The sequence below is a fragment of the Cytobacillus solani genome, from assembly GCF_006704205.1.
GTDB lineage: Bacteria > Bacillota > Bacilli > Bacillales > Cytobacillaceae > Cytobacillus > Cytobacillus solani.
The window spans coordinates 3,130,453-3,150,013 of sequence record NZ_CP041305.1 but is presented as its reverse complement, the minus strand read 5'-3'; the positions used below and the strand labels follow the sequence as shown (position 1 = coordinate 3,150,013).

Sequence of the window (19,561 nt, the reverse complement as noted above, 5' to 3'; positions counted from 1 at the left end):
TTGTCCGATTTTGAGGTTACTTCAGACTTCTTTTACGTAATCAAGGGCTAGCTTGTCCGATTTTGAGGTTACTTCAGACTTCTTTTGTCCAATCAAGGGATAACCTGTCCGAACCTGGGGCTACTTCAGACTTCTTTTACGTAATCAAGGGATAACTTGTCCGATTTTGAGGCTACTTCAGACTTCTTATCCTCTATCAAGAGCTAACCTGTCTGAACCTGAGGTTACTTCAGACTTCTTTTGCGCAATCAAGGGCTAACCGGTCCGAACTTGGGGCTACTTCAGACTTCTTTTGTGCAATCAAGAGCTAACTTGTCCGAACCTGGGGCTACTTCAGACTTCTTTCGGGCAATCAAGCATTAATCTGTCCGAACTTAAGAAATCCGACACACGAAAAAATAATACCCCGAGTTGATCGGGGTATCATTTTAGTTATTTAGTTAAACGTAATCTTATCCACTGTTTCTCTATCAAGTCGTTTAATTACTTCAGCAATGAGCTTAACTGCATTCTCATAATCATCACGGTGAAGCATTGCTGCGTGTGAATGGATATAGCGTGTTGCAATGGTAATGGAAAGAGCTGGTACTCCGTTATGGGTCAAATGGATCGCACCCGAATCTGTACCGCCTCCAGGAACCGAATCAAATTGGTATGGAATATTCAATTCATCTGCCGTATCAGTTACAAGGTCACGCAATCCTTTATGAGAAACCATAGATGCATCATAAAGAATAATTTGCGGGCCTTTTCCCATTTTGCTGAGGGCTTCTTTTTCAGTAATTCCAGGTGTATCCCCTGCAATCCCTACATCAACACCGAAAGCAATGTCCGGCTCGATTTTTTGTGCAGATGTACGTGCACCGCGGAGACCTACTTCTTCCTGAACGGTTCCCACTCCATAAACAACATTTGGATGATCTACATCTTTCAGTTCTTTTAACACATCAATGGCGATCGCACAGCCGATGCGGTTGTCCCATGCTTTTGCTAAAAGCATTTTCTCATTATTCATAACGGTAAATTCGAAATAAGGAACAACCATATCTCCTGGCTTTACTCCCCATCCTGTTGCTTCTTCACGGCTAGATGCACCGATATCAATAAACATATCTTTAATATCTACCGGTTTTTTACGGGCTTCTGGAGAGAGAATATGCGGAGGCTTTGAACCGATAACGCCTGTCACCTCTCCCTTGCTCGTTACGATAGTTACACGCTGAGCTAGCATCACTTGAGACCACCAGCCGCCTACTGTTTGAAAGCGGAGGAATCCTTTATCATCAATATTCGTGATCATGAAGCCCACTTCATCCAAGTGACCTGCTACCATAATTTTCGGTCCGTCTTCTTTTCCAATCTTTTTCGCAATTAAGCTGCCAAGCCCATCTGTTGTTACCTCATCTGCATATTGGCTTATGTATTTCTTCATGACCTCGCGCGGCTCGCGCTCATTGCCTGGAATCCCTTTTGCATCCGTTAATTCCTTTAGCATTGTTAACGTTGCATCTAATTTCGTCATTCCTTCGCCTCCCTTAATATATATTCTTTACCATTATACAAAACCGAAGACTTATTGTACAAAGATTCAATAAATACTGCGTGCTTGTCTTTAAAAATAACTATCTTAATTATCTACTCATTATGGACAAGAACTCAATCATTTTGGCATGTTAGCCGTATGCTAATCATGAATATTTTATTAAGGGGTGAAAGGTATGGATATATGTAAAAGGTGCAAAAATTCATATGAAAGAGAAAGCTATGAATATCTTTGGGATCATGACGAAGTCGACCACAAAGAGAATAACAAAAAGCCATGTAAAAATCATCATAAAGACAATGAAACCTGTGTGGAAGAAATATTACATGCGATACTCTTAGCACAGAGAAAAGCCGGGGATGACGATCATTGTAAACATTCATATGAAGTATATGAGGAAGGAAGAAAACGAAAGAAAAACACGATCCCTTTTATTCTTTATTGTGGCAATTGCAAACCTTTTAAAGCCACTGGAGTAACATCCTTTTCATCCTATTCAAAACAGAAAAAGTTTGCTTGTATTTCTTCGTTCATTTTCAAAATTAAAGATCTTGATGAAAAGTGTGTAACTCTTGAATTATTAATCATTAAATCTGATCAAAAATGTGAAAATAATGAACCAAAAACGCCATGTAATCAAATCGACGGCAAAAAGGTAGATGACTTAGTTAAAACCGGAATATTTATTAATATTGACCTCTCATGTTTGTGTGCGATCACTTGCTTGCCAGCAGTATATTTATAGATTTGTTGATTTAAGCCAAGCCCAATATTTATATTGGGCTTTCTTACTTTTATTAATTTCCAAAACCAATGGGAGTTAACCGAAACATAGACTAATTTCCTGCATAGGATGCATTAGTATGAATGGAGGAGGACCCCAAATGTCTGAAGAAAATAACATGAATGACTATCATTTAACCTTTAATAATAATAATGATGATGATTGCCACTGTCATGATCAACCTTTAATACTTACTAAAGTTCCGGTCGTATTAGCTGAGGTTGACGTACAAATACATTTAGATGCCTTAATCAAGTTTCCAGCACCCGTATTAGAAATTAAAGATATTAAAAAGAATGTAAAATTAACTCAATGCAGACTTCTACTACCAACAAACAAATTATTTGTAAAGGGATTTGTCCGTAAAAATATACAGTATGCAAGCCCATGCAAAAATAACATAGATTACAGAAAAAAGAACATTGCATCAGATATACTTTCACTCACTGTTGATATTCCTTTTCAATGTGTAACAGAAATAAAAGACTTTTTGTCAAAGCTCGACATGCCAGAAGTGAATATGCGCAATGAATTTGACTTTCTCGTATCTAGGCACCTGCCTAATGGATGTCCAGAAAATAAAGAATTACAAACAAATGATCTTTCCCAGTTTCATCAAGAAAGTACTCAATTTTATAATGAGCTTCCTTACTGTGAACTAGTCTCTAGCAATATTATTGAATGGGATGAAGCGATCGATCGATGCCCTCTCCCATATCACCTAGGAGAAGGAACTTTTACAAAAATAGAAGAAAAAATGGTTCTTGATCTCATTATTAAAGTACTGCAAAAACAACAAGTACAAATTTATCATTCTAAAGCACATGAAGATGATCATGATTGTGATTATTAAAGGAATGCAAGGCAAAAAAAAAGTGAGGAGGCATTGGAGAGGATGCTTATATAGGCAGCACCTTCCAGAAGTGATGAAAAAAATAAAAAATATCGATACTCATCGTAAATCTAATATTCATTCATATGGTTCAATCTATAGTAAAACTAACCAGCAAACCAGCTCTACTCCCTTAATATATCCTCCTCCGGTTATCAATAGAAATCAATTGGAGCATGCAAAAGCCGATTTTGAATACGAACATGAGCATTTATTGAACGAAGTGGAGGAAATCAGGGAGGAATTCATTGATCCCCCTGTACAAAGGAAGGAGAAAAAAACGTCTTTGCTGACTCCAACTTCACCAATGATCAGAGATACACGTTCGACATTTAGAGAGACTGCCAGAAGGAATGACGATGCAATACAACAGGAGAATAATGATCGCATAACGGATGATGCTTTGATCCAGGAATATACGGATAACAGCTATGAGGAACCTATAAACGAATTGATTTTTGGAAAACAGGATGAATCTTCTTCAATACAAAATAATGACTCTTCTAATATTAAAGAAGAGTCCCCTTTTTATTCATCATTACTGGAAGAAGCTAGTCCAGATGTGGAATTCATCCCGGATGAATCATCTTTTCATTTAGATCAGCTGCTAGAACCTCTACCAGAGCAAAAAGAACTTCCGACTATTCTCGAAAGGATTTCCTCCATGCTGAGTGAAGTACATACAGCAAAGGAACAATTTCCTTTCTTAGAAGAAGAAGAAAAAGTAGAGGAAGAGGAAGAAGAACGTTCTTCTTTACAGGATAGACCATATCTTTCATTAGAGGAGTCTTCCATCATTAGTGATGACACAAATGAATCTAGCCATTTTACACAGTACAAGAATACTTCGACCGTGAATACACCAAAAAAAATAGTAAAGTTCCCAGTTTTGCTTGCTAAAGTAGACATAAATACTGATATTTGGGATTCCTTCGATTTATTAAAGCCAACAGCCAATGTAACAAAAATTGAATGGTCCAGTCCATCTTTAGATTGTCACATCCTTTTTCCTTCAGATACTTTACTATTGAACGGAACATTAATGGCTAATATTGAATATGTAAAGGATGATCCTTCTCGCGATATTTGTGTCCTTAAGATTCCTTTCTTATGGAAAAAAACCGCAAACATTCATTGGATTTCCCCGCCAATTTTGCCTATTAAGAATCAAAGGGAATTTTTGTTTTCATGTCCTCTTGAAAATGAAATCAGCACCCATGAAACATGTGAACAAGTTTTTGCTGATGACATAGAGTTTGAACTGCGCAACACAAGTATTACTTGGCATAAGGAGCTTAGCTCAGAGAAAAAAACATCCTTTCTTCATATTAAAGGCAGCATCCAATTATCAATTGATCTCTTACAGAAACAGTATATAGACGTTCATTCATTATGAACTTTCCTGTAATCATTAAAATTAGAGAAAGGGGTGCTTCGATTATAGCACCCCTTCCCCTTCATTCATTGATCATTATTGACCTGTAATGTTTTTAAACTTTTCCCAAACATTTAATGGTGTTGCTTCATTTTGAATTGTATCCATAGTCTTTAAATCAGTCACTGCCGGTTCACAAAGATCTCCAGCAGCTCCATGAGCTCCTGCTCCATCGGCTACAATTTGCTGTTTTTGAGTCAATTTTAAAATTAGAATAACTTCCATCTTTTCTGTAATTTTATTGAATCGGCCCCATTGATCGAAATTGTGTAGAATATCCCATTGATTCACAGCTGATGCAAGCAATTTGCAATTAATTGGCTCAGTATTCACTTCAAAAGTTAATGAACCAAAATTGCAGCGATCTGCTCCCATTCCATCCTTAGCAAGCTGTCTTCTTTCAAGAACATTACTTTTCACGCTAAATTCACCGAAAGGAAAGGCAACAGGGTTAGCCAATTCTACTTGTTGAAAGCACTTAAATGGAACATTTACATTAAAGTCCCTTACGAATCCGCTGCAGCTATCGACAAATTGAATATTTTTGTGAACAAAACCTTCCACAAATAGCTTAACTAAAAGCGGGTTTCCAACAACTGGAAGAGCCTTGCATTGTGTTAATTTGACATTTTTTCTGATTTGTTTGATGTCTCTTGCGGGCACAGGAAGGTGTACATCTGCTTCAGATAATGTTTGAATTAATACATCTGCAAGAACAACCGTTTCTTCTATTGTGTCTGCCACTGCAAACTGATCAGCTTCACAAAATAAGGTCTTTGATTTAGCCTCTTGACATGCCGGCAGTGGTGGACACACTTCATGTTTACCATTTAGCTTAACACCTTGCCCACAACACCCATTATTAATTTTTCTCATTCATTCCACTCCTTATTAGATATTGTTTTTGCTTTTTGTTTCTCTATAACTTATGTCAATAAATAAAATTGGAGTGGACAAGTAACCTTAACTTATATTTTTTTTGAAAATTTTTTTATCCTTACGCTCATTCTTCTTATTTTTACATTTGTTTTTTCGATAAAAGATACAACGTGGATAGAAACGATTCCAGTAAACAGCAAAGGAATATTCACTTGATGGGTCTTCGGGAGATGTGAATGATTTATGACTACTGATTTTTCGGGGGTTATTAATTTCGGGCGATATGAATACTTCATGGCTACCGATTTTTCGGGGGCTACTAATTTCGGGTAGCATGAAAGCTCCATGGCTACCGATTTTTCATAAGCACCAAGGTCTGTAGCCAAAAAGGAATGGCAGGCTGCACAAGGAATTCCCTTTACTAACAGGTCATAACTATAATCAGGCAGTCTGTTGTATGGCGATTCTTTTAAATGGAGAGTGACTAATTTTTCAGTTAGCGTTAGCTGTCTTTCTTTAATTTCAAAAGTATTCATATTTAATGTGTTTGCAAATCGATTTAGCTGAGAGGGGAAAAATGGGAGTATTAAGAGGAGCTTGATATAAGTCAAATTCTGGGTTAATAAAAATAATCTTCGCTTCAGTCGAAGGTTTGTATCCAAGATCTTGAAGCAAACGGCGGAATAAGGATTCATTTCGACTCAACTGGTGTATGGGATTCTTGATTTCTGCCTTTGAAATGGGATACCATCTTTCCCCATTAAAATAAAAATCACCTTCATAATTTTTCACTTCGAAAAGGTAAATCACCTCTGGGGATATGATCAACAAATCGATTTGAAATACAGTATAATTGTATTCCAGTAACAAATCATGTAATACTAGCCAATCCTTCGATAAGTTCGTCTGTATCCATTCATCAAACATTTTTTCACCCAAAAAACCTTTTTCCAAATTCAAATAGTAATTCTTATCTTTTTCTGATAATGTCTTTCTTCTATTTAAATATCTAAGAAGCTTTAACTCTGCTGGTTCAACACCTTAAACACCCTCGATTTTTAAATGATAACAACGAGAAAAAAAGAACCTCCATTTAATTTTAAGACTATTCATTAAATAAGCAAGCATTTTTAATAAAGAGGTACCCAAAATAAAAAGAGGAGCAGTTCCACAAGCTCCTCTAAAATACCTTTTTACTATAAATTCGGATCGAAAGCATCCATGAAAAACTGTAGAGAATCACTACTGGTAAAAACAGTAATAAATACTGCTGTGAATTGCTAAAGGATAGGACTGTTTGAACTGCTTCTCTTATTCTATCATTTATATCAGGTATAAATTTATTAGCAATAATCATATAAATAACAAATGAAACACCCATTGCGATCATTAAATACTGGCTCTTTAATAAGTAAGAAAATGGGAAAGATAGAGACACAAATATAGCAACAATACTAATAGTGAATAACAATTGTTTCCACTGTATTATTTCTCCATGAATAATCCAATTTCCAATAAAAATAGTCAAAAGAACTAGAATAATAAAAACGATAGCGCCAATGTATTTGGAACTGACAATTTCTTTTCGCGTATACGGCAAAGAATTTAATAAGAGATTGATTGAAGATTTTTCATCAAGTGCAAAAGCATTCATAATGATGGCAATGCAAAATATAATAGCTACATAGCTAGTAGAAGCACCTGTAAACAAATAGAAAAATAAAATGGGCAACAGAATCATTAACGTTTTTTTCTGTAATAAAATATCCTTAAGAACGAGATTGAACATCGTTTTCTCTTCCTTTCTTTGTATACAGCATAATATCTTCAAGTGTCGGTTTCTCTATAATGACCGTCTCTCCAAAAATATCTTCTGTTCTTTTTTTGTTAGTCGTTAATGCCTCAAATCCATGATTGGATTTTCGAATAGCGATGAATTCTTTCTCTGTATCACGATCTAATAGATTCGTTTCACCTTTCACAATCGCATATTCTTCTTCGATTTTATAATACTCCTTTGTAAAAATATGCTGCCCATTATGAATAAATGTGATGTAATCTGCTATTCTATCTAAATCTGTCGTAATATGCGTTGAAAAGAAGATGGTTCTTTCCCCATTCTGCATGAGATCATGAAGAATATCTAACAGTTCTCTCCGAAATATTGGATCTAATCCAGATGTCGGCTCATCCATAATAATCAATTCAGCATGGTGTGATAATGCCATTGTTAAAGAAGCCTTCATCATCATGCCTTTTGAAAAGGTTTTTATATTTTTCTTTAATGGCAATTCAAACATATCTACATACTGTTTAAAGATTGCATCGTCCCAGTTTTTATAAGCTGGTTTAATCATTTGTTTCATTTCAGCCAATGTAATATTTTCATAAAAAATATTGTCATCGAACACAAAGCCAATTCGTTGTTTTATTTCTTTTTCATGCTTTTTGTAATCCATGCCAAATAATGAAATCGTACCGCTATCCGGCTGCAATAAATTCATAATCATCTTTATTGTTGTTGACTTCCCGACTCCATTCCCACCAATAAAACCGGTAACAAAGCCTTTCTTAACTGAGATGGATAAATCTTTCATCTGGAATCCGTTAAAAGCCTTATTCACATGCTGTAGTTCAATTACATTCTCCATCATATTTCCTCCTTATATAACATCGTAAGCAGTTCTTTTAATTCTGTTAATTCTATACCTATTTCTTTACTATTTTGAATCGCAGCCACTAACTGTTCTTCTATTACTTTCATTTTCCGCTCCCGAATCAATTCATTATTTTGTTCAGATACGAACGAGCCTTTTCCAACTACCGAAAAGATAAAGCCGTTTTTTTCAAGCTCTTCATATGCTCGTTTTGTTGTTATGACACTTACATCTAAATCCTTGGCTAATTGGCGCATAGAAGGTAAAAACTGCCCAGCTTGCAATTCATTGGTCAAAATATGCTTCTTAATTTGTGCATAAATCTGCTCATAAATAGGTTCTTTTGAATGATTTGAAATGATGATTTGCATGCAAAACCCTCTTTTAGAAATATTGTATATACACTTTATATACAATATACACAAAAGTTGAGTTGTTTACAATATATTTCCACAAAAAAAATAAAAACTACCACAGTAACTGTGGTAGCCATACTTCTTCAATATCCTTCCTGTTGCCTCTGATAATTCACTTCATTTTTATCAAAATAGGCCTGTTCAGTCTCTTCCGAATGAAATCCTAATTGCTCACCTAAATGCAAGTAGGCTTGGAATAAAATTTTGTAATCCTGCAAAGACTTACTTACCCTAAATTTACTAGTCAGTTCGTAAATCAATAAGAATTGATCATTTACTGATTCTGCTTTTTGTATATTTGCACGGTAATCTTCTTCCCGTTCAAATTCGCATTCGAGACCAAGTGACAATATAAAATGGATGCCATCCACATATTCCTCCAAGATAATTTTCCTTTCTGAGGCCTGTTTTAGACTCCAAAACTTGAAACATCTTGTTTCATTTGCCAACTCACCTAACTCTACTAATAAAGCTAGTATTTTACGATCAAACAAATCTTCTTTCTCCAATTGATGCTGGCTTTCGATATGCTGATCAAGGCCTTTTTGCATAGTAAATATTTTTTGATAATTCATGTGTCACCATCCTAAATTTTCAACCTATCCGTTTACCTATTGCTTTATGAGGATATAAAAATTATAACAAATAAAAAAAAAGATGAAACCTTTTTAGTGTCCATCCGTATGTAAAGGAAAATGTATTGGAGGGCTTGTTATGATGTGGCTGTTACGCTTTCTTTTATTTGCTCTTATTATCTTTCTAATATATACGACAGTAAGATATTTACTAAATCCAAAGCGCAAGCTGGAACTTGCCCATGAGCAAAAGCGCTATTATTTTTTGGATGACCAAAACAATGTCCGAAAAAACTTCTTAATTACTTATAAAGGTGTGTTGTTTGAAGGAGAAAAATATTTAGGCACGACTGATAATGCCTTCGAGGTCATATCCATCTTTGTTTGGCCACGCAGTACATCAGCTCTTAAAGGAATGGTGCGGGAGGATTTTCATTTCATTGAGAGAAAAATTACGGAGCAATACCCAAATGCGAGAGTCGATTGGAAAAGTCCTATCAAAGAATTTATGGAAAAGAACCATTCTTCTGCTACCCCATTTGGTGACCTCATCTAAAAAACGTTCGGTTATTTTCCGAACGTTTTTTTTCATACCGTTTTAAAAAATTCTCTCCACTTAATGATCGTTACTTTTTCCCTCAAGATAAATACAAGGATGGCCAATGAGAACAAGATTAACAGAATCATGGAAGGAGTAAATCTGCTAATAAACTCTCCAAATACAGTATAAAAAACGGCTAATGGTAAATTGGTAATCCACGAATGCTTCAAGTAATCTTGAAAGCTTTTGTTTCTCTCAATGAGGCAAAAGTTTAATAGATGATAATGAATAAATGGGATTAATCGTAATACAGCTACTTGGCCTACCGTTAAATTCCGGTATTCTCCGAACCAGCGTTTTTTTAGTTTGGTTAGCTTTTTATGCGTTTTCGGCATTTTGTTAATAAGCACGTAAAAGAGAATACTGCTAAGCATTAAACCGATCATTGAAAAAATACTGCCAAAGAAGCTCCCGAACAAAATTCCGCCCGTTAAGCATACAAGAGGAACAGGAATAAATAAAAACTGTCGTAGAATATGAAATAAAATAAAGGCAATTGGTGCTAATATACCAGCCGTTTCAACCATCACAAACAGCATTGTTAGTTGATCATCCACCTTCACTCACCTCTTTAAGCTGTATTCTACTGGTCTCTTACAGCTTATTGAAGAGCCAAGCCGCTTATGACAAAAGAATAAAGAAGGTAAATGCAAAGAGCCATTTCGAGCAAAGCGAGGACAGGCAATCCAATACTAAACTGAAGATGCTTTGTTTTGTGTCTAAAGGTTTTCATTCCAAGAGTCATCCCCGTAGCCCCAAGGAATAGCGCAACTAGCCACAGTGTTTTTTCACTAATGCGATACTCATTCTTCCTTGCTTTTGCCTTATCTGCCCTCATGATGTAAAAGCCGATAACATTTATTATAATAAAATAAATCATCAATAAATTAAGCATTTCTACTCTCCTTTTTGTCACGTCTTCAATAGACAAAAAGCCATCCTCTTTATTTGAGAATGGCTTTTTATATTTTAGCAAAATTATTTATTTAGGTTTTGCTTAGCTACTGATGCTAATTCAGCAAATGCTTTTTCGTCAGCGATTGCTAATTCAGCAAGCATTTTGCGGTTTACTTCGATGCCAGCAAGCTTTAAACCATGCATTAAACGGCTGTAAGAAAGACCGTTCATACGAGCTGCTGCGTTGATACGAGTAACCCATAGTTTGCGGAAGTCGCGCTTTTTCTGACGACGATCGCGGTATGCATACATTAATGATTTCATTACTTGTTGGTTAGCAACTTTATATAATGTATGTTTTGAACCATAATAACCTTTAGCTAATTTAAGAACTTTTTTACGACGTTTGCGAGTAACAGTACCGCCTTTTACACGTGGCATATGATTTCCCTCCTAATTTCGAGATATTACTTAAGATTTACTAGTAAATTACGGATGCGTTTGTAATCGCCTGAAGAAACAAGAGTTCCTTTGCGAAGCTTACGCTTTTGTTTTTGAGATTTGTTAGCGAACATATGGCTTCTGTAAGCATGTGAACGCTTAAGTTTACCAGATCCTGTTCTTTTGAAACGCTTAGCAGCGCCGCGGTGAGTTTTCATTTTTGGCATTTGGAATTCCTCCTCTTACTTGTCGTTGTTTTTAGGTGCTAAGACCATAAACATGCTTCGGCCGTCCATTTTTGGATGTGATTCCACAACCCCAACTTCATTACACGCTTGTGCAAATCGGATTAAAACGCGCTGGCCAATTTCCTTATGAGTAATCGCACGTCCTTTAAAACGGATAGATGCTTTTACTTTATCGCCTTTTTCAAGGAATTTAATCGCATTGCGAAGCTTTGTATTAAAATCATGTTCCTCAATTGTTGGACTTAGACGAACTTCTTTAATACTGATGATCTTTTGATTTTTACGAGCTTCTTTCTCTTTCTTCTGCTGCTCGAATTTGAACTTTCCGTAGTCCATGATACGGCCTACAGGAGGCTTTGCATTCGGTGCAACTAGAACAAGATCCAGATTTACACGAGCTGCAATTTCAAGTGCTTCGGTTTTTGTTTTAATACCTAATTGCTCGCCATTCTGATCAATGAGACGAATTTCGCGGGCGCGAATGCCCTCGTTTAACAACATATCTTTGCTAATAGTTAGACACCTCCAAGGTTTAATGCGAACACAATGTTTGGGTCAAGAATGACACGAAAAGCGCGGTGCGCCTTGCTTTTATAAGAAGCTGCCAGCTGCACTAGACCAAAACTAAAGTCGCAAGTAATACATTCCATTCTGGCTCAGGTTGAGCAGATTAGTTTTAAGCAAATAAAAAAAGTGTGGATGAAAACACCCACACTTTACGGACAAATTTAAACTTAAAAAATGTTCACGTAAAACCTGCTAACAGCTGACATAAGCGTCAATCAGGTGAGAAGCGGGTGCTTCTTCTTTTCCTCAAACTGTATTCAATTACCTTAGATACTATATCACAAAGTGTATATCATGTCAAACGTATCATTTTTATAACAACGAATTGAATTATAACAACAGAAAGGAAATCATGCAAGTGGTTTTTATGATTTAAAAATGTACTAATTTGCGGAATACTATTTTTCACGAACAAAAGAGAGGCATAAGCCTCTCTTTTAATTAATGTTTTACTTCAGCTTTTAGACCTGAAACAAAGTTCTCGAATGAAACCGTTTCAGAATTCTGTTCCCCATATTTGCGGACATTTACCGCTTTTTCTGCCACTTCATTGTCGCCAACTACGAGCATATAAGGGATTTTCTGCATTTGTGCTTCACGGATTTTATATCCGATTTTCTCATTACGGTTATCTAGTTCGACACGGAAGCCTTCCGCCTGCAATTGCTCCTGAACCTGTTTCGCATAGTCAAAATGAATGTCTGGAGAAACAGGAATGACTTGTACTTGTACTGGAGCAAGCCAGGTTGGGAATGCGCCTTTGTATTCTTCAATTAAGAAGGCAACAAAGCGTTCCATTGTTGAAACGACACCACGGTGGATAACAACCGGACGATGCGGTTTTCCATCTTCACCAACATAAGATAAATCAAAGCGCTCAGGAAGTAAGAAATCCAACTGTACTGTAGATAAAGTTTCATCCTTACCAAGTGCTGTTTTCACCTGAACATCTAGTTTCGGACCATAGAAAGCTGCTTCACCTTCAGCTTCATAATAATCGAGGCCTAAGTCATCCATTGCTTCTTTTAACATGGATTGAGCTTTTTCCCACATTGCATCATCATCAAAGTACTTCTCTGTATCTGCAGGATCACGGTAAGACAAGCGGAATGAATAATCATTTAAATTAAAATCCTTATATACCGCTAGGATTAAGTTAACTACTCGTTTGAATTCATCTTTAATTTGGTCAGGACGAACAAAGAGATGTGCATCATTTAAAGTCATTCCACGTACCCGCTGAAGTCCGGATAATGCACCAGACATTTCATAGCGGTGCATAGTACCAAGTTCTGCAATTCGGATTGGAAGCTCTCGGTAGCTATGAATGCTATTCTTATACACCATCATATGGTGTGGACAGTTCATTGGGCGCAGGACAAGCTGTTCATTATCCATATCCATGATTGGGAACATATCCTCTTGGTAATGATCCCAGTGACCTGAAGTTTTGTATAAATCCACGCTTCCCATTATTGGTGTATACACATGGCTATAGCCAAGTCGTTCTTCTTTATCAACGATGTAACGCTCAACTACTCGGCGAATCGTTGCTCCTTTTGGAAGCCATAGCGGCAAGCCTTGTCCAACTAGTTGTGAGCTCGTAAATAAGCTTAATTCTTTTCCGATTTTACGGTGGTCGCGCTCTTTCGCTTCTTCAAGCAAACGTAAATGCTCAGCTAAATCTTCCTTCTTGAAGAAAGCTGTACCATAAATACGCTGAAGCATTTTATTATCGCTGTTTCCACGCCAGTATGCACCCGCAATGCTCAACAGTTTAAATTCCTTCAGCTTCCCGGTAGAAGGAACATGAACGCCGCGGCAAAGGTCAACGAACTCACCTTGCTCATAAAGTGTAACCGTTTCATCAGCTGGAATAGCTTCGATTAGCTCAAGCTTGTATTCATCATCGATTTCCTTGAAAAGCTGAACTGCTTCATCGCGGCTCACTTCTTTGCGGACAATCTCAATATTTTCATTAATAATTTTCTTCATTTCTTTTTCAATCAGCGGCAGATCTTCTGGTGTGATCGATTCTTCAAGATCGATATCATAGTAAAATCCGCCTTCAATTACAGGACCGACCCCTAGCTTGACGTTTTTATATAAACGCTTAATCGCCTGAGCCATTAAGTGAGCTGAGCTGTGACGAAGAATTTCTAATGCTTCTTCACTATCTTGAGTAATAATCTCAATTGCTCCATCTTCCTCGATTGGACGGCGAAGATCATACATTTGCCCATTAAATTTTCCGGCAAGTGATTTTTTCTTCAGCCCTGGACTGATAGATGCAGCAATCTCTTCTGTTGTCGTTCCTTTTGGAAACTCCTTCACTGCTCCATCTGGAAACGTAACTTTTACAACTTCTGACATTTTTTATTCCTCCATTTTCCAAAAAAATAAAAAAACCCGTCCCTAAAAAAGGGACGAGTTTGTATACACACGTGGTTCCACCCTACTTCTCATTTAACGAAAAATACAAAAAATGACTTGTAGCAAGATAACGGCTTGTTCCGTCAACCCATACTATTTTGACGATGATAAGCGGCGAATCTCTTCGTCAGCTGCACTCATTCGGATCCTCACGTATAAACTGTACGCTCCGGTCCTCACTCCCTTGCTTTCTCGACCTTCTTGCTTCTCCTTCGTCAAAAAAACAGGTTTAGCTGAAACAATCCGCATTATAATCAATCAAAAATTCAAAGTTGAAGTTCAAAGGCGGTAAGCATTTCAATCGTGTTAGGAAGGTTTCAGCCTTGCCTTCCCTCTCTATGAACCGTTTTTTGAATGCCCTTGTCCTCATCATTACAATTACTAATTAACTTAATATGTACTGTATTATAGTTTGTTATTATCGGAAATGCAAGGGCTCACACTATATTTTTTCATCGGCAATAAAGGAAAACTGCCTCTTACTATCATAGAACTTTGCAATGGGAACAAAAATTAGCCTTTCTTCAAAAATATTATGAATCGTTCTGACAAGCGGCTGTTCAATATCCTCCGCATATAAATAAATAGAGCTTGGCGCAATAGAGAGCAAAGGAGCGATTGTTACAGAATCTATATATACTGGATGGTTAAACAATAGCTTGCGGTCAATCATTCTTGAAAGGTCTGAACGCTTGATTTCATAAAATTGATCATCAAAAAAGTGAATCCCGTCATCAATAAGTAAATGAATTTGGTTTAGCTTTGCTTCCCTGCCTGACAGAAAATCCCTCAATGTTTGAATAAACATCTGGTATTCCTGCTCCATCTTATATTCATCAATTGATATTTCTACATACTTCGCCATTTGGTCCATTAACGGACGCATCCTAAATTTCACAAAAGAATCAAAGGAAAAGGCAATATTTTCTTGAAAAATTTGTCTGATGGCTTCCTTCAAATTCTTTTCAACATCTAGCTCACTAACAAACGCTGTCATGTCTTCCCTGCTTCCTTCAAGGATGGAGTGGATGATTTCAAGGATTTGCTGCTGTTCCTCTTCGTCTTCATAGTAATAATGCTCTGCCAAAATTCTGCGAAACCAATGATCCTGTTTGCTTTTTATTATAAATTGGTAAAAAGCTTCCTTGACAATTTCTACATACTTCTCACCGTTTGACCCAATATTCATTTTTACTATATGTTGATCTTCAAAATGAAGAAGATGATTAGATAATGCAGAAGATGCTAGATAAAGCTGTAGATACTTGTAAAAATCCTTTGCATCTTCATTCTTTTGGAAAATGATTTCGATCAACCAAATCCCCCCTTTGTTAAAATCTCTGTTTTAAATGTATATGGGGGACTTGGACAAAATAGAAGTATCCACATAAAAGTCTTAAGGGTTTTTAAATAAGGACCTTTTTCTGCAAACACTGTTACTAATTAATATTTAGTGAGTAGAGGTTGACTTCCACTCCAGGATGCGCAGCGACCCGCGGGGTGGGCGGTGAGCCTCCTCGGAACACAAGCTCCTGTGGGGTCTCACCTGTCCCACTCCTCCCGCAGGAGTCTCGCACCTTACGCTCCAGTCAACCAAACATTTTATCAACTATTTTCATTCTCACATTCTATCCAAAAACAACACTCATTTAAAAAAGAACCTAAAAAAAGCTGCCAGATTATCTGACAGCTAAATTAAATATTGATTATACCCTCCGATTAGGTCCTTCAACTAAAACGGGTTCGGCTAAGTATTTAATACGTTCCATGATTCGTCTTGCTTTCATCTTCTCCTCTTCGCCACGCTGACTGTATGATAAATGATGCTCCAGCTCGTGAAAATCGAAGTTTGACGTAAAGAATGTCGGCAAACTTTCAAGCATTCTAAACTGAAGAATCGGACCGAGCACTTCATCTCTTGTCCAGCTCGACATCGTCTCTGCTCCAATATCATCAAACATCAAAACAGGAACCTTTTTAATAGCAGCAATTTTGTCATTTAAAGTGGAATCCGCAATCGAGCTTTTCATTTCCCGTAAAAATTCAGGTACATAGACGATCATTGAAGATACTTTCTTTTTCGCGAGTTCATTGGCAATGGCACCCAATAAATACGATTTTCCAACCCCAAACTTCCCATAGAAGTAGATCCCTTTTTGTTTCGAGTCAGGTTTGTAGCTCATAAGAAAAGATGCCGCTTTCTGGACAGCATCAATCCGGTCATCATCCTCGTAAATAGAGTCAAAGGACGCATGAAGAATATCGCTAGGGACATATAAACTTTGTATTAGTTTTTCATTTTTACGCTTTTCATCATCCATCACTTTCCGCGGACATTTATCATAATGAAGATCAATGCTTCCCCTTTGAATAACAAGCTTTGGGTGATAGCCCTTCATCATATTTATACAGTTATCAAGGCTCGAACATTGATTGCATTCCTTGCATTGCTGGGTATATTCATATAGTTTTATTAAGCTTTTATTTATCATATCAGCTGTTATTTCATCCTCATGGATTTTTAAGAAATCTTGCACATCAGGGTTGTTCAATGTCTCTCTGCGCTGCATTTCATACCTTTTTTTAAAGTCTCCCTTTCCAGCAAGACGTTTTAATGTATCATTAATTTTCTCCATCACTCAGTTCCCTCCCCTGAACGCAATTTCTTCAAAGTTTCTTCCAGTTCCCTTTTTTTCAATTTCAGTTCTTCATCATCTTTCTTCTTGTCAGCTGGCTTTGTCTTCTCTTGATCATCAAACCATTCCGGCAGCATTTCGGTCCGAATCGGCTTCTTTTTACCAGAAGATTTTGTTGTCTTTGGTGTTTTCTTCCCTTCTGCCCATTCGGTGTATTGTTTATGTTCATTTTTTGCTAAAAGCATGGCTTCTTTTGCTGTTGTAATTTTCTTTCTTGCCCAATGACTCGCAATTTTTTCTACGTACGCTTTGGTTAATTTCATATCTGACTTTAGCATAACATATTGAATTAGAACATTAACGACTCCTGGCAGCAGCTTTTGCTGAAACATCACATCTTCAATAATTTGCAAGTCCGTCTTTGAAGGCTCTGCACCGCCTGATATATCTTTTAATAATTGCCGTGGAGAAGTCATCTCTAAGTAACGTAGTAATTCCTCTTCCTTCGTTTCAGGCTCTTTTTTTTGCGTTTGATGCAGACTAGGCTGTGTTCGATCAACAAGTGATGGCAACTGATCATAATTTTGCAGCTGATACCAGTCTCTTGCTGATTTTCTTAGCTCTTCAATATTAATTTCATTATTTTCTGTCAGGGCACTAATCACAATATTTTTCATTTGGATTGGGTCGATCCCATATAAAAAGGCAAGATTACTTATTGCATTTCTTACTCTATTCGTTAAAGCCTTCTTCGGAACAAGAGATTCATTTAAACCAGCAGCTAGAAGGTCGAAATTAAATAGTACTTGGCTAACCTGAATGCTCTCTGGTTCATTTCTTCCAATAAAACGCTGTCCATCAGGCGGAAGCATCGCTTGTTCTGTATCTTTAGTAATGGAGATTGTCTCCTGGTGTCCTGACATGTACACATCCTGAAAAGATTTTGTTACTTCTTGATACTCTTCCGTTGAATGGATATTATCCTCAGCAAAAAACCGTTTCAATCTTGAATATTGATTCTTTCCCACTTTTCTATACAAATAAATATTGAGCATTCCATCTAAAAAAAATTCTTCAGGCGTTAATGGGGGAATAAGCTCATAAATAAATGAACGGGATTCCTCATCTTTTCGCTCATATACTTTTAGAAGACCGATTCCTTCTAGCTTTACACGTGCCTGATAAATCCTCTCCAGATTCATATCCATAAAGTTCATTAAACTATGATGGGTATTTGAACTGGACCATAATCGATTTTCTGCAAGCTCTGCCCACAATGTCATATATAAACTAAAGCAGGTTGACCCAATTAAAGGCTGATATAAAAAGGTTAGTACTTTCCGGTCATATTCATGCAATAACCCATTAGCAGCAACCGCATATCTATCTACAGGGAGCATTTCTTGCCAATGCTGAGCCATCATCATCAACCTTTCATTTTATTCATCCAAATCAAAGTAAAAAAAGAGCTAAAGAGAATCTTTTAGCTCAAGTAAAATTACTTTTCTTTCTTTATCAATTCCTTCAGCTCTTCAATAAATACATTAATATCCTTAAATTGTCTATAGACAGAGGCAAATCTTACATATGCTACGTCATCAACCTTTGCTAACCTGTCCATAACCATTTCGCCAACAGCTTCACTCTTAATTTCCGAAACACCATTGCTGCGTAATTCTTTTTCAACGCCAGAAGTAATTTCCTCTAATTCCTTTAGAGCAACTGGTCTTTTTTCACACGCTTTAATTAATCCTCGTAAAATCTTGTCACGGCTAAACTCTTCTCTTGTTCCCTCTTTTTTGACAACAATAAGCGGAATTTCCTCCACCTTCTCAAAGGTTGTGAAACGGTATCCGCATGCCTCGCATTCCCTTCTGCGACGGATCGATCGGTAATCATCGACTGGACGGGAATCGAGAACACGGGTATTGTTACTTTGACATGAAGGACATTTCATATTATCAGCTCCGAATCCTAATCGTTCATATATGATAATCTTATTGTACTATTTTTTATGAAAAACCCCAACAGTATAATCTAGACAAAATAAAAAGAGGTGTATAAAATACACCTCTTGAGTTTCACATCTCAATAATCATTATAGAATGTTAGATTGCTTAACTTGAACAGGACCCATTCCGCGAGGAATCTCAATATTCTCACATGTCTCGGCTCCTAAAGCCTCTGCAATGAAATTAGCAGCAATGCTAGGATCAAGATCACCGCATGTATACACATCAATACTTGCATATCCATGTTCTGGGAAGCTATGAATTGTTAAATGTGATTCGGAAATAATAACCACACCGCTTACACCTTGTGGTGCAAATTTATGAAAGGCAACCTCGCGAATTTCAGCACCAGACTTTAATGCGGCACCTACAAAAGTTCTTTCAATAAAATCCATATCATTTAACTTTTCAAAATCGCATCCCCATAATTCTGAGATAACATGACGACCCATTGTTTCCATATTCAAATTTCCCCCTTTAACAATAATAATGAATTTCTAAGTTTCCAATGGTTCACAACTACCACGGGGGAAAGTTAGTCCAGA

Annotated in this window: 23 protein-coding genes and 1 other annotated feature; of the genes, 4 read left to right on the top strand and 19 right to left on the bottom strand. The window is 36.8% G+C overall.

The window, feature by feature from the left end:
- Nucleotides 1–436: 436 nt before the first annotated feature.
- Complete coding sequence (locus FI644_RS15785) at nucleotides 437–1,522, bottom strand: M42 family metallopeptidase (protein ID WP_053477250.1); 1,086 nt, start codon at nucleotides 1,520–1,522, stop codon at nucleotides 437–439.
- 196 nt (nucleotides 1,523–1,718) lie between these two features.
- Between FI644_RS15785 and FI644_RS15780 the strand changes: the two genes are divergently transcribed.
- The 3 genes from FI644_RS15780 to FI644_RS15770 all read left to right on the top strand — a co-directional run bounded on the left by FI644_RS15780 (nucleotide 1,719) and on the right by FI644_RS15770 (nucleotide 4,615).
- Nucleotides 1,719–2,288: a CotY/CotZ family spore coat protein gene (locus FI644_RS15780; protein WP_053477251.1), complete on the top strand. Its 570-nt coding sequence runs from the start codon at nucleotides 1,719–1,721 to the stop codon at nucleotides 2,286–2,288.
- Between the two features lie 139 nt (nucleotides 2,289–2,427).
- Complete coding sequence (locus FI644_RS15775; protein ID WP_231690105.1) at nucleotides 2,428–3,180, top strand: CsxC family protein; 753 nt, start codon at nucleotides 2,428–2,430, stop codon at nucleotides 3,178–3,180.
- Entirely contained in the window at nucleotides 3,164–4,615 is a 1,452-nt protein-coding gene (locus FI644_RS15770) for a hypothetical protein (RefSeq protein WP_053477252.1), read from the top strand. Before FI644_RS15775 ends, FI644_RS15770 begins: the two co-directional genes overlap by 17 nt.
- A 75-nt stretch (nucleotides 4,616–4,690) precedes the next feature.
- On the opposite strand, the gene FI644_RS15765 is transcribed toward FI644_RS15770, so the two are convergent.
- The 7 genes from FI644_RS15765 to FI644_RS15735 form a co-directional block, all read right to left on the bottom strand.
- Nucleotides 4,691–5,530: a CsxC family protein gene (locus FI644_RS15765; protein ID WP_075209199.1), complete on the bottom strand. Its 840-nt coding sequence runs from the start codon at nucleotides 5,528–5,530 to the stop codon at nucleotides 4,691–4,693.
- Nucleotides 5,531–5,622: 92 nt separating this feature from the next.
- Nucleotides 5,623–6,069 carry a hypothetical protein gene (locus FI644_RS15760; protein ID WP_056685948.1) on the bottom strand — a complete coding sequence of 149 codons (447 nt, stop codon included), beginning with the start codon at nucleotides 6,067–6,069 and terminating at the stop codon, nucleotides 5,623–5,625.
- On the bottom strand, nucleotides 6,056–6,460 hold the full coding sequence (locus FI644_RS15755) for a nuclease-related domain-containing protein (protein ID WP_156319138.1): 405 nt from the start codon (nucleotides 6,458–6,460) through the stop codon (nucleotides 6,056–6,058). Before FI644_RS15755 ends, FI644_RS15760 begins: the two co-directional genes overlap by 14 nt.
- 253 nt (nucleotides 6,461–6,713) lie before the next feature.
- A complete protein-coding gene (locus FI644_RS15750; protein WP_053477255.1) occupies nucleotides 6,714–7,322 on the bottom strand; it encodes an ABC-2 transporter permease in 609 nt (202 codons plus the stop codon).
- The gene (locus tag FI644_RS15745) at nucleotides 7,303–8,184 is read right to left on the bottom strand and encodes an ABC transporter ATP-binding protein (RefSeq protein WP_053477256.1); all 882 of its coding nucleotides are present in this window, start codon (nucleotides 8,182–8,184) and stop codon (nucleotides 7,303–7,305) included. The genes FI644_RS15750 and FI644_RS15745 overlap by 20 nt, the downstream gene beginning before the upstream one ends.
- Nucleotides 8,184–8,561 (bottom strand): GntR family transcriptional regulator, encoded by a 378-nt coding sequence (locus FI644_RS15740; protein ID WP_053477257.1) that lies wholly within the window; start codon nucleotides 8,559–8,561, stop codon nucleotides 8,184–8,186. Before FI644_RS15740 ends, FI644_RS15745 begins: the two co-directional genes overlap by 1 nt.
- A 128-nt stretch (nucleotides 8,562–8,689) precedes the next feature.
- Nucleotides 8,690–9,181 carry a dUTP diphosphatase gene (locus FI644_RS15735; protein WP_053477258.1) on the bottom strand — a complete coding sequence of 164 codons (492 nt, stop codon included), beginning with the start codon at nucleotides 9,179–9,181 and terminating at the stop codon, nucleotides 8,690–8,692.
- Nucleotides 9,182–9,320: 139 nt separating this feature from the next.
- Between FI644_RS15735 and FI644_RS15730 the strand changes: the two genes are divergently transcribed.
- On the top strand, nucleotides 9,321–9,737 hold the full coding sequence (locus tag FI644_RS15730; RefSeq protein ID WP_053477259.1) for a hypothetical protein: 417 nt from the start codon (nucleotides 9,321–9,323) through the stop codon (nucleotides 9,735–9,737).
- A 32-nt stretch (nucleotides 9,738–9,769) separates the two neighbouring features.
- Here the strand turns inward: FI644_RS15730 and FI644_RS15725 are convergent, their stop codons facing one another.
- The 11 genes from FI644_RS15725 to speD all read right to left on the bottom strand — a co-directional run bounded on the left by FI644_RS15725 (nucleotide 9,770) and on the right by speD (nucleotide 19,477).
- Complete coding sequence (locus tag FI644_RS15725) at nucleotides 9,770–10,339, bottom strand: TVP38/TMEM64 family protein (protein WP_053477260.1); 570 nt, start codon at nucleotides 10,337–10,339, stop codon at nucleotides 9,770–9,772.
- A 44-nt stretch (nucleotides 10,340–10,383) separates the two neighbouring features.
- The gene (locus FI644_RS15720; protein ID WP_342668502.1) at nucleotides 10,384–10,713 is read right to left on the bottom strand and encodes a DUF1294 domain-containing protein; all 330 of its coding nucleotides are present in this window, start codon (nucleotides 10,711–10,713) and stop codon (nucleotides 10,384–10,386) included.
- A 47-nt stretch (nucleotides 10,714–10,760) separates the two neighbouring features.
- Nucleotides 10,761–11,120, bottom strand: coding sequence for a 50S ribosomal protein L20 (gene rplT, locus FI644_RS15715; RefSeq protein ID WP_053477261.1), 360 nt, complete (start codon nucleotides 11,118–11,120; stop codon nucleotides 10,761–10,763).
- Between the two features lie 26 nt (nucleotides 11,121–11,146).
- Entirely contained in the window at nucleotides 11,147–11,347 is a 201-nt protein-coding gene (gene rpmI, locus FI644_RS15710; protein WP_009333215.1) for a 50S ribosomal protein L35, read from the bottom strand.
- Nucleotides 11,348–11,362: 15 nt separating this feature from the next.
- Nucleotides 11,363–11,869 carry a translation initiation factor IF-3 gene (gene infC / locus FI644_RS15705; protein ID WP_056685954.1) on the bottom strand — a complete coding sequence of 169 codons (507 nt, stop codon included), beginning with the start codon at nucleotides 11,867–11,869 and terminating at the stop codon, nucleotides 11,363–11,365.
- Nucleotides 11,870–12,049: 180 nt separating this feature from the next.
- Nucleotides 12,050–12,183: a sequence feature (ribosomal protein L20 leader region), on the bottom strand.
- Nucleotides 12,184–12,376: 193 nt separating this feature from the next.
- A complete protein-coding gene (gene thrS / locus FI644_RS15700) occupies nucleotides 12,377–14,308 on the bottom strand; it encodes a threonine--tRNA ligase (RefSeq protein ID WP_142108601.1) in 1,932 nt (643 codons plus the stop codon).
- Between the two features lie 502 nt (nucleotides 14,309–14,810).
- Complete coding sequence (ytxC, locus tag FI644_RS15695) at nucleotides 14,811–15,683, bottom strand: putative sporulation protein YtxC (RefSeq protein WP_142108600.1); 873 nt, start codon at nucleotides 15,681–15,683, stop codon at nucleotides 14,811–14,813.
- A 391-nt stretch (nucleotides 15,684–16,074) separates the two neighbouring features.
- Complete coding sequence (gene dnaI, locus FI644_RS15690; RefSeq protein ID WP_142109045.1) at nucleotides 16,075–17,004, bottom strand: primosomal protein DnaI; 930 nt, start codon at nucleotides 17,002–17,004, stop codon at nucleotides 16,075–16,077.
- Nucleotides 17,004–18,425, bottom strand: a complete 1,422-nt coding sequence (locus FI644_RS15685; protein ID WP_056685960.1) for a replication initiation and membrane attachment family protein — start codon at nucleotides 18,423–18,425, stop codon at nucleotides 17,004–17,006. Before FI644_RS15685 ends, dnaI begins: the two co-directional genes overlap by 1 nt.
- Before the next feature lie 77 nt (nucleotides 18,426–18,502).
- Entirely contained in the window at nucleotides 18,503–18,961 is a 459-nt protein-coding gene (gene nrdR, locus FI644_RS15680; RefSeq protein WP_053477267.1) for a transcriptional regulator NrdR, read from the bottom strand.
- Between the two features lie 141 nt (nucleotides 18,962–19,102).
- Nucleotides 19,103–19,477: an adenosylmethionine decarboxylase gene (gene speD, locus FI644_RS15675; RefSeq protein ID WP_053477268.1), complete on the bottom strand. Its 375-nt coding sequence runs from the start codon at nucleotides 19,475–19,477 to the stop codon at nucleotides 19,103–19,105.
- Nucleotides 19,478–19,561 lie beyond the last annotated feature (84 nt).